Origin of the sequence: Paracoccus sp. (in: a-proteobacteria) (assembly GCF_046462195.1) — a bacterium.
Classification (GTDB): domain Bacteria; phylum Pseudomonadota; class Alphaproteobacteria; order Rhodobacterales; family Rhodobacteraceae; genus Paracoccus.
The window spans coordinates 1-9,595 of the sequence record NZ_JBKGUN010000048.1 but is presented as its reverse complement, the minus strand read 5'-3'; the positions used below and the strand labels follow the sequence as shown (position 1 = coordinate 9,595).

9 protein-coding genes are annotated in these 9,595 nt (G+C 65.7%); 3 read left to right on the top strand and 6 right to left on the bottom strand.

What is annotated here, in order from left to right:
* Nucleotides 1-444 precede the first annotated feature (444 nt).
* The gene (locus ACLHHB_RS03465) at nucleotides 445-1,740 is read right to left on the bottom strand and encodes a peptidoglycan-binding domain-containing protein (RefSeq protein ID WP_410216892.1); all 1,296 of its coding nucleotides are present in this window, start codon (nucleotides 1,738-1,740) and stop codon (nucleotides 445-447) included.
* Nucleotides 1,741-1,854: 114 nt separating this feature from the next.
* On the opposite strand from ACLHHB_RS03465, the gene ACLHHB_RS03460 reads away from it, so the two are divergent.
* From ACLHHB_RS03460 to glyS, 3 genes are read left to right on the top strand one after another with little or no spacing between them, the layout of a single operon-like run.
* Nucleotides 1,855-2,778 carry a glycine--tRNA ligase subunit alpha gene (locus ACLHHB_RS03460; RefSeq protein WP_410216891.1) on the top strand — a complete coding sequence of 308 codons (924 nt, stop codon included), beginning with the start codon at nucleotides 1,855-1,857 and terminating at the stop codon, nucleotides 2,776-2,778.
* Nucleotides 2,775-3,245, top strand: a complete 471-nt coding sequence (locus ACLHHB_RS03455) for a DUF6446 family protein (protein WP_410216890.1) — start codon at nucleotides 2,775-2,777, stop codon at nucleotides 3,243-3,245. The genes ACLHHB_RS03460 and ACLHHB_RS03455 overlap by 4 nt, the downstream gene beginning before the upstream one ends.
* On the top strand, nucleotides 3,245-5,557 hold the full coding sequence (gene glyS, locus ACLHHB_RS03450) for a glycine--tRNA ligase subunit beta (RefSeq protein ID WP_410216889.1): 2,313 nt from the start codon (nucleotides 3,245-3,247) through the stop codon (nucleotides 5,555-5,557). The genes ACLHHB_RS03455 and glyS overlap by 1 nt, the downstream gene beginning before the upstream one ends.
* A gap of 92 nt (nucleotides 5,558-5,649) precedes the next feature.
* Here the strand turns inward: glyS and ACLHHB_RS03445 are convergent, their stop codons facing one another.
* From ACLHHB_RS03445 to sdhA, 5 genes are all read right to left on the bottom strand, one after another.
* Nucleotides 5,650-6,429, bottom strand: coding sequence for a succinate dehydrogenase iron-sulfur subunit (locus ACLHHB_RS03445; protein ID WP_410216888.1), 780 nt, complete (start codon nucleotides 6,427-6,429; stop codon nucleotides 5,650-5,652).
* A gap of 12 nt (nucleotides 6,430-6,441) precedes the next feature.
* Nucleotides 6,442-7,278, bottom strand: coding sequence for a hypothetical protein (locus ACLHHB_RS03440; protein ID WP_410216887.1), 837 nt, complete (start codon nucleotides 7,276-7,278; stop codon nucleotides 6,442-6,444).
* Nucleotides 7,278-7,604 carry a hypothetical protein gene (locus ACLHHB_RS03435; protein ID WP_410216886.1) on the bottom strand — a complete coding sequence of 109 codons (327 nt, stop codon included), beginning with the start codon at nucleotides 7,602-7,604 and terminating at the stop codon, nucleotides 7,278-7,280. Before ACLHHB_RS03435 ends, ACLHHB_RS03440 begins: the two co-directional genes overlap by 1 nt.
* A gap of 4 nt (nucleotides 7,605-7,608) precedes the next feature.
* Nucleotides 7,609-7,977 carry a hypothetical protein gene (locus tag ACLHHB_RS03430; RefSeq protein ID WP_410216885.1) on the bottom strand — a complete coding sequence of 123 codons (369 nt, stop codon included), beginning with the start codon at nucleotides 7,975-7,977 and terminating at the stop codon, nucleotides 7,609-7,611.
* On the bottom strand, nucleotides 7,977-9,595 hold a 1,619-nt coding region (gene sdhA, locus ACLHHB_RS03425; RefSeq protein WP_410216884.1), incomplete at its 5' end, for a succinate dehydrogenase flavoprotein subunit. The genes sdhA and ACLHHB_RS03430, both read right to left, overlap by 1 nt.

Here is a 9,595-nt window from a genome sequence, read left to right as displayed (position 1 = left end):
GCGCGGAAAAGGCCGCCATTGCCATCGGTGCAAGCCGGCCTGCCTGTTTGCCTGATCCTGCAGTGTCGGGCCAATCGGCCCCCATTGCCCGTTTTTGTCGGAAGTCGAACGGACCGAAGTGCAGGTGCTCCGTGGGTCAGGCGGACGATCATGCCATGCTTGGGGCAAAAGACTCACATGCCGCTCCCTCGCCTCCAGCGCCTGCAGTGCGTCTTGGGGAAGCAGACGTTTTCGATGCCCGGCATGGAGAATCCATCGGATCGACGCCGATCATGCAGCCCGGAACGACTGTCGCGGCGCAAGGGCAGCCATGTCACGGGGCGACAGAAGGATCAGGAGCCAGCATGAAAGCCTGCCCGACCGCCACAGCAGGACGTCACCTCTGACTTTTTTGCCAGAAGTCATGGCGACACCTTGTGCAGCCTGCACCTTGAAGCCGAAGAACTAGGGTGCAGTGACTGGCAGCGGCGCGTCGCTGCCTTCGGACTGGCCGGGGGCGTGACGTGTCAGGCTGTCGCTGATCTCGGCCAGGACGCGGGTCTGGATTGCCCGATCGGACTGCGGCCAGATCAGGACATAGCCTTCGGCCCGGCCGTCACGGACCCAACCTTCGGCCGCGCCGATATGCCGGTCGTTTTCGCCCCGCAGGATGATATGCCCCCGCCGCACGTCCCGTTCGGGACGCGGCACCCAGCCCAGCGCCGTCACCAGCCCGGCAAGGTCCAGCAACTCCTGCTGGCCGCCCTGCTGGCTGAAGAGGATCAGCGCGGCTCCCGAACCATCCCGGGGACCATAGATCGACAAGGCACGTTCGGACCGATCAAAGGTCACGGCCTTCATCGGCGCCATGACCGACAGCCCCGTTGCCGCATCCTGCAAGCGTTCCAGCCCCATCTCCTCGCGCCAGGCGGCCCGCCGCTCGAGCAGCAGGCGCATGGCCGTTCCCGGATCGGTCGAGGCGCGTGCCTGAGCCACTTCCGCCTGGATGGCGCCGCGTGTCATGGGACCGTCCTTGCCGTCGATCTCGCCACTATAATGTCCGGCCCAGCGCAAGGCGCGCTGGACATCCTCCAGCGGCGGCAAGGGTTCGGCGGCATCCGGCAGGGGCAGGTCGGGCGCCTCGCCCGCCTCGAGGGATTGCCCTAAATCGGTACCCGATGACAGCAGCGCATCGCCGGGGATCAGGTTTGCCTTGGACAGGATCGGCAGCCAGGCGCGCGCCGCCTCGTCCTCGACCGGGCCCAGCGCCACGGCAAACCAGCCGTCAGGCAGCTGCCACAGTCCGGCACCCGGAAAACCGGTCCGCACCCGTTCCAGGGCGGCACGCGCCTCGGCCTCATCGGCATGGGCTTCCAGGCGCAGATAGGTGTCAGGCTCCACGGCCGCTTCTTCGGCCCCCACGTCTTGAGCGGTTGCTGCGCCCTCGCCTGCCGCAACGGGTGTCAGGGGTGTTCCGGCCGCGGTTGTGGTAACAAAGCTATCGCCGGGAATCAGGCGGTCCTGCTGCATCCGCGCCAGACGCGCCGCAGCCTCGTCCTCCTCCATCGGCCCAAGGGCGATGCCGGTCCAGCCGCCGGGCAGCGGCAGCAGGACGACGTCCTCGAAACGTTCGGCCCAACCGGCTGCCGCCTGTGCCGCCGCCTCGGGCGACCGCTTGGCTTCGAGGCGGATCAGCGTGTCCTGCGCCACAGCCGCACCGGGCAGCGTCGCTGCCAGAACCATCACCGCCAAACGCCGCATCCCGGCCTCCTTCGCTGCCCGTTGCGGGATCGCCCGCCCCACGGGCCTTTATTGACCCTGTTCATTCGCGCGCCTAGAAGGCGCCTTGCCCGACTTACGCAAAAGGATGGCCCGATGACCAGCCCCAACCGACCCCGCAGCTTCCAGGAGATCATCCTGCGCCTGCAGACCTACTGGGCGGCCCAAGGCTGCGCCGTCCTGCAGCCTTATGACATGGAGGTTGGCGCGGGAACGTTCCACCCGGCAACCACGCTGCGCGCCTTGGGCGGCCGCTCCTGGGCCGCGGCCTATGTCCAGCCCTCGCGCCGCCCCACGGACGGCCGTTATGGCGAGAACCCGAACCGGCTGCAGCACTATTACCAGTACCAGGTGATCATCAAGCCGTCGCCCCCCGACCTGCAGGAACTGTATCTGGGCAGCCTGCGCGCCATCGGCCTCGACCCGATGATCCACGACGTCCGCTTTGTCGAGGATGACTGGGAAAGCCCGACCCTCGGCGCCTGGGGGCTGGGATGGGAGGTCTGGTGCGACGGCATGGAGGTCAGCCAGTTCACCTATTTCCAGCAGGTCGGCGGCCATGACTGCAGGCCCGTTTCGGGCGAGCTGACCTATGGCCTTGAACGCCTGGCCATGTATGTCCTGGGGGTCGAGCATGTGATGGACATGCCCTTCAACGACCCTGATGCACCCATCGCGCTGACCTATGGCGACATCTTCCGGCAGACCGAACAGGAATATTCACGCTGGAACTTTGACCAGGCCGACACCGACATGCTGTTCCAGCACTTCAAGGATGCCGAGGAGGAATGCGCCCGCATCCTGTCGGCCGCCGAGACCGACAGCGCAGGCCGCCGCATCCCGATGGCCCATCCCGCCTATGACCAGGCCATCAAGGCCAGTCACCTGTTCAACCTGCTGGACGCGCGCGGCGTGATCTCGGTCACCGAACGCCAAGCCTATATCGGCCGCGTGCGCGCGCTGGCCAAGGGGTGCGCCGATCTGTTCCTGACCACCGAGGCAGGCGGGGCCGCCGCATGAACTGGGGCAAGATCGCCGCGGCGGGCCTGCTGCTGGCCGCTGTCGCGGCAGGGGGCGGCATGTGGTATGCGCAGGAATACGGCTATTACGGCCGCATCGACCCGCAGGGCGCGGCCCTTGACGTGACAACCGCTGCGGGCATGCAGCCCTTGGCATTGTCGGGTTTCGAGGGGATCGACGCCGACAGCTCCCCGTTGCGTTGGCGTGCCTGTGCGACGGCCCCTGCCGTGCCCGCCGATGCCCTGCCCTTCGAGGGCGCCACGCCGCTGGTCGCGCCCCGCTGGTTCGACTGTTTCGATGCCCCCCGCATCGGCGCCGATATCGAGAGCGGCGCCGCACGGGCCGTGCTGTCGGTTGCGGACATCCACCCGGATGTGGACCGCGTGCTGGCCGTTTATCCCGATGGCCGCGTCTATGGCTGGCACCAATACAACAACAAGACCCCGGAACGCGGAGTGATGGACTGATGCCCGACCTGCTGATCGAGCTTTTCTCGGAAGAAATTCCCGCCCGCATGCAGGCCCGCGCCCGCGAGGACCTCAAGCGTCTGGTGACCGAAGGCCTGGTGCAGGCCGGCCTGACCTATGCCTCGGCCGGCGCGTTCAGCACGCCGCGCCGGCTGGCCCTTACGGTGGAAGGATTGACCGCCCACAGCCCCACCACGCGCGAGGAACGCAAGGGCCCGCGCACGGACGCGCCCGATGCCGCGCTGCAAGGCTTTCTGCGCTCGACCGGCCTGAGCCGCGACCAGCTGGAAGCGCGCGACGACAAGAAGGGTCAGGTCTGGTTCGCCCGGATCGAGCGCCCCGGGCGTCCCGCTGCCGATATCGTGGCCGAGGTTCTCGAGGCCGCCATCCGCAACTTTCCATGGCCCAAGTCCATGCGCTGGGGCGCAGGCACCCTGCGCTGGGTGCGCCCGCTGCACAGCATTCTTTGCGTCCTGACCGACGAAGGCGGCAGCAGCGTCGTTCCGCTGACGGTGGAGGGCATCATCGCCGCCAACCAGACGCGCGGCCACCGGTTCATGGCGCCGGACATGTTCACCGTCACCAGCTTTGACGACTATGCCGCAAAACTGCGCCGCGCCCGCGTCATGCTGGATTCCGGCGAACGCGAAGCCGAGATCCGCCAGCATGCTGAGAACCTGGCCTTTGCCCGCGGCTGGCAGATCGTTCCCGACGATGCCCTGCTGACCGAGGTGGCGGGGCTGGTCGAATGGCCTGTTCCCCTGATGGGCGTGATCGAGGATCGCTTCCTGTCCCTGCCCCCCGAGGTCCTGCGAACCTCGATGAAGGAGCACCAGAAGTTCTTTTCCGCCCTGAACCCGCGCACCGGCCGGATCGAGGGCTTTGTCACTGTCGCCAATATCGAGACGCCCGATGATGGTGCGACCATCCTCGCCGGCAATCAGCGCGTTCTGGCGGCCCGCCTGTCCGACGCCGCCTTCTTCTGGGAAAACGATCTGCGCGAGGCGAAATCGGGAATGGAGGCCTGGGCCGAGGGCCTGAAATCCGTTACCTTCCACAACAAGCTGGGGTCGCAGGCGGACCGGATCGAACGCATCGCCGTGCTATCGCGCGAGATCGCGCCGCTGGTCGGCGCGGACCCCGACCAAGCCGAACGCGCCGCGCGCCTGGCCAAGCTGGATCTCCGCTCGGCCATGGTGGGCGAATTTCCCGAACTGCAAGGCACGATGGGTCGTTACTACGCGCTGGAGGCCGGAGAGCCCGACACTGTGGCCGACGCTGCCCGCGACCACTACTCACCCCTCGGCCCCTCGGATGCTGTGCCCACGGCCCCCGTTTCGGTTGCCGTAGCGCTGGCCGACAAGATCGACACGTTGGCGGGGTTCTGGGCGATCGACGAAAAGCCGACAGGGTCCAAAGACCCGTTTGCGCTGCGGCGGGCGGCATTGGGGGTGATCCGCTTGCTGCAAGGAGGGTCGACAACAGCGCCATTTACACAGATCGCCGAACAAGCCGTAAAGCGTTCGGTAAAGTCTGCACTGTTCAATGGTGCGCTAGGAACAAAAGTTCTAGCAAAGACCACGGCACCGGACGGGCAACCCATTGCAGCGGAGCAGCATTTTATTCTTCCTGCAGCGATCCGAGCAGGAGACATGGTGTTGGCTAGCAAGGCAACCGAGCATGACGTCAATGCAGCTATAGACGCAGGCGACTTTTACTTTACCGGTCGCAATGAGATACAGCCGTTCGAGGGTCAGGCAAAAGTCCGTCCATATCGTGAAACCTCCGAGGACCTCCTCTCCTTCCTCCATGACCGCCTAAAGGTCCATCTCCGTGACCAAGGCATCCGCCACGATATCATCGACACCGTGCTGGCGCAGGAAGGAAATGACGACCTCGTGCAGGTGGGCGCTCGCGCCACAGCGCTGAACGACATGCTGGCGACCGAGGACGGGCGGAACCTGACCCAAGGGCTCAAGCGCGCAGGCAACATCCTGACGCAGGCCGAGGAAAAGGACGGCGTCGAATACAGCTTTGGCGCCGACGTCAAGTTTGCCGAAACCGACGAGGAGCGCGCCCTTTTCGCCGCCCTCGACACCGCCGAACCCGCCATCAAGCACGCCATGGCCGCCGAGGATTTCCCGGCCGCCATGGCCGCCATCGCGGGCCTGCGCGCTCCGATCGATGCGTTCTTCGAGGCAGTTCAGGTCAACACCGACCACCAGATCGTCCGGCGCAACCGCCTGAACCTTTTGTCGCGCATTCGCGAAGCAGGTCGGCAGATTGCCGATTTCACCCGCATCGAAGGGTGACGGCACAAGCGTCGCCGCAACCCTGAATGAACAAGGGCCGGAGGCAAAACCTCCGGCCCTTGTTCTTGACAGCCTTTAGCAAGGAACAGGGATCAGACGGCGCGCTCGACCATCATCTGCTTGATCGAGGCGATGGCCTTTGCCGGGTTCAGGCCTTTGGGGCAGGTGTTCGTGCAGTTCATGATCGTGTGGCAACGGTACAGCTTGAAGGGGTCCTCCAACTCGTCCAGACGCTCGCCCGTGGCCTCGTCGCGGCTGTCGATGATCCAGCGATAGGCATGCAAAAGCGCGGCTGGGCCCAGATAACGGTCACCGTTCCACCAATAGCTGGGGCAGGACGTCGAGCAGGAGGCGCAGAGGATGCACTCGTAAAGGCCGTCCAGCTTCTTGCGGTCCTCGATCGACTGCTTCCATTCCTTGCCGGGCGTGGGCGACTTGGTCTGCAGGTACGGGTTCACCGAGGCGTGCTGGGCATAGAAATGCGTCAGATCGGGGATCAGGTCCTTGACCACCGGCATGTGCGGCAGCGGATAGATCGACACGTCGCCTTTCACCTCGTTGACGCCGAAGATGCAGGCCAGATGGTTGCCGCCGTCGATGACCATGGCACAGGACCCGCAGATCCCCTCGCGGCAGGACCGGCGGAAGGCCAGCGTCGGATCGATCTCGTTCTTGATCTTGATCAGCGCGTCCAGAACCATCGGACCGCATTTGTCCATATCGACGAAATACGTGTCCAGTCGCGGGTTCTCGCCCATCTCGGGGTCCCAGCGATAAATCTTGAACTTGCGGACATTCTTGGCGCCCTCAGGGGCGGGCCAAGTCTTGCCGACCCGGATCTGGCTGTTCTTGGGCAGGGTGAACTGGACCATTGGGTGCTCCTTTCAGAGAGTGCCTTCGGACGGCGCATCGGCCGTGAACAAGTGTTGCGAGCGTGCGACCAGATCGGCGACCCGGTCACGCGCATGAGGGTTAAGGGCCAGCCCGTTCAGGCGGCGCAGAAATTCGGTCGAGCCGCCGTTCAGCCGCTCCATCGCGCGACGGCCCAAAGGGGGCAGCGCGTCGATCCGCGAGGCTTCGACCCCGGCCAACAGCAGCAGCTGGCGGCCCGGACGTTCGGGATCGGGCTCGTCCTCCAGCCGTAACCGGGTCACTCGGCCGGGTCCCAGTGCATCGGCCAGCCGGCGCGTCAGGTCACCCCATCCCGGCAGGCCCGATGTCTCGGCCTCGAACTGCGGCAAGGTTTGGTCATATCCATCGGTGCGAACCGCCTGTGCCCAGACTGACGGGAGCCATGTCCGCATCTGTCTGGTATATAGGACGTAGTGAGGGAAAAAACCGCAGGCCTGCGCTGTTTTGTCCAAAATTTTCAGCATCCGCGGCAAGGCAGGATACAGACCGGTCTCACCCCCGTTTCCGGGCATGGCTCCCGCAAGATTCTCATGGCTGAGGAGCAGCGGATGATGGCCCTCGGGCACGGTCTCCAGCACATCCTCGAAGGCCAGGCGCAGGCCCGTTCGCAGATCCTTGTCGTCACTCAGGCTGCAGGCGATGGCGGCGCGCCCCAAGGGCCGCATGGGCGTGCCCTCTCGGGGCGTGCGGATCACCAGGCAATCGGCCAGCGCGTCGGAGGATTGTTCCAGGAACCGTTGAAGCGAGGTGGTCCCTGTCTTCTGCACGCCGATATGCACAAGCATCCGGCGTCCCTGCTGCGTGGTCATCAGCCCCGACCCCGCCAACCCGGTTGCTGAGCCAGACCCTGCCGGGGCGGCTGACCAGACCGGCTCATCACGCAACGGTCGAAGACCTGCGCGGGATCGCGGTTCATCAGGTAGTCGCCCGACATTTCCACTTCGATCCGGCCAAAGCTGCGCGTTCCGCCGCCCGATCCCGATCCGACACCCAAGGCCACGTTTCCACGCGGCCTTTGGGCCAGTTCAGCATCGCGCAGGCAAACCTGTTCCGCCTGATCCACGGGGATTGGACCGCATGCCACCAGCACCGCCAAAAGCGGCGCCAGCGTCAGAAAGGTTGCCTGCGCGCGCATCAGGTCACGCGGACCGGGCAGCCGTCGCGATGCACTGCGTCGTGGCAGGGCGCGAAACAATGGCGGCCACGCTGTCGGCCGTGCCCGAAGCGCCCGCGCGCGAGGCTTGCGCGATGTCGATCAGTTCGGCCGTGGAAGCGTTGTTGATGACGCAATCAGTATAGGGTGCAACGTTCACGCCCGGCAGGCGGCGCTGCATCTCGGTGTTGACGACATTGCGGGCCACCTGGCGCGAGGCGGCGTCAAGAACCGTGGGTGCGGGCGTCATCATCGGGGCGGTCGGAACCGCGGGTCCTGCGATGGGAACCGGCGCAACGCAACCTGCAAGGGTTGCGGCGGCCAGACCGAAAGCGGCAATAAGATTGAAACGCATCAATAAACCCTTTTCTTCGGAGCGATCTTGTTCAGGTCGATCCCGCCTTCCTCGGCCGTCGTCAGCGGCTCCAGATGAACGGGGCGGTACGCCAGTTTAACCCGGTTGCCCTCGACCCAGGCAAGCGAATGCTTGCGCCAGTTGGCATCATCCCGCTCGGGGTAGTCCTCGTGCGCATGGGCGCCGCGGCTTTCCTTGCGGGCCTCGGCCGCGACGATGGTGGTCAGGGCGTTGGGCATCAGGTTCGTCAGCTCCAACGTTTCCATCAGGTCCGTGTTCCAGATCAGCCCGCGATCCGTGACCTTTATGTCGTCCAGCCTGGCGGCGATCGCTTCCATCTTCTCGACACCCTCGGCCAGGGTCTTGTCCGTGCGGAACACGGCCGCGTCCGTTTGCATCGTGCGCTGCATCTGGTCGCGAAGGTCGGCGGTCGAGATGGTGCCGTTGGCATGGCGCAGCCCGTCGAACCGGTCCAGCGCCTGATCGACGCTGGCCGCGTTGGTCGAGGGCACGGCCCCCACGCGGTCGATCACCTGCCCCGCGCGGATCGCCGCCGCACGGCCAAAGACCACGAGGTCGATCAGCGAGTTCGACCCGAGGCGGTTCGCCCCGTGCACCGAGGCGCAGCCGGCTTCGCCCACGGCCATCAGGCCGGGGAAGGTCGCGTCCGGATCGTCCTGGGTCGGGTTCAGCACTTCGCCCCAATAGTTCGTGGGGATGCCGCCCATGTTGTAATGCACGGTCGGCAGAACCGGGATCGGGGCCCGCGTCACGTCCACGCCGGCAAAGATCTTGGCCGATTCGCTGATGCCCGGCAGGCGTTCGTGCAGCGTTTCGGGCGGCAGGTGCATCAGGTTCAGGAAGATGTGGTCCTTGTCGTCGCCCACGCCGCGGCCATCGCGGATCTCCATGGTCATGCAGCGGCTGACCACGTCGCGGCTGGCCAGATCCTTGTAGGTCGGCGCGTAACGCTCCATGAAGCGCTCGCCCTCGCTGTTGGTCAGATAGCCGCCCTCGCCCCGCGCGCCTTCGGTGATCAGGCAGCCCGAGCCATAGATGCCGGTCGGGTGGAACTGGACGAACTCCATGTCCTGGAGCGGCAGCCCGGCACGCGCCACCATTCCGCCGCCGTCGCCGGTGCAGGTATGCGCGCTGGTGGCGCTGAAATAGGCGCGGCCATAGCCGCCCGTTGCCAGAACCACCATCTTGGCGTTGAAGACATGGATCGTGCCGTCATCCAGCTTCCAGCAGACGACGCCGGTGCAGCGCCCGTCGGTCACGATCAGGTCCAGCGCGAAATATTCGACAAAGAACTCGGCGTTGTTCTTCAGCGACTGGCCGTACAGCGTGTGCAGGATCGCGTGGCCGGTCCGGTCGGCGGCGGCGCAGGTGCGCTGCACCGGGGGACCTTCGCCGTATTCGGTCGTGTGGCCGCCGAAGGGCCGCTGGTAGATGCGGCCATCCTCGGTCCGGCTGAAGGGCACGCCGTAATGTTCCAGCTCATAGACTGCCTTGGGGGCCTCGCGGGCCAGATATTCCATGGCATCCGTGTCGCCCAGCCAGTCCGACCCCTTGACGGTGTCGTACATGTGCCACTGCCAGCTGTCCGGTCCCATGT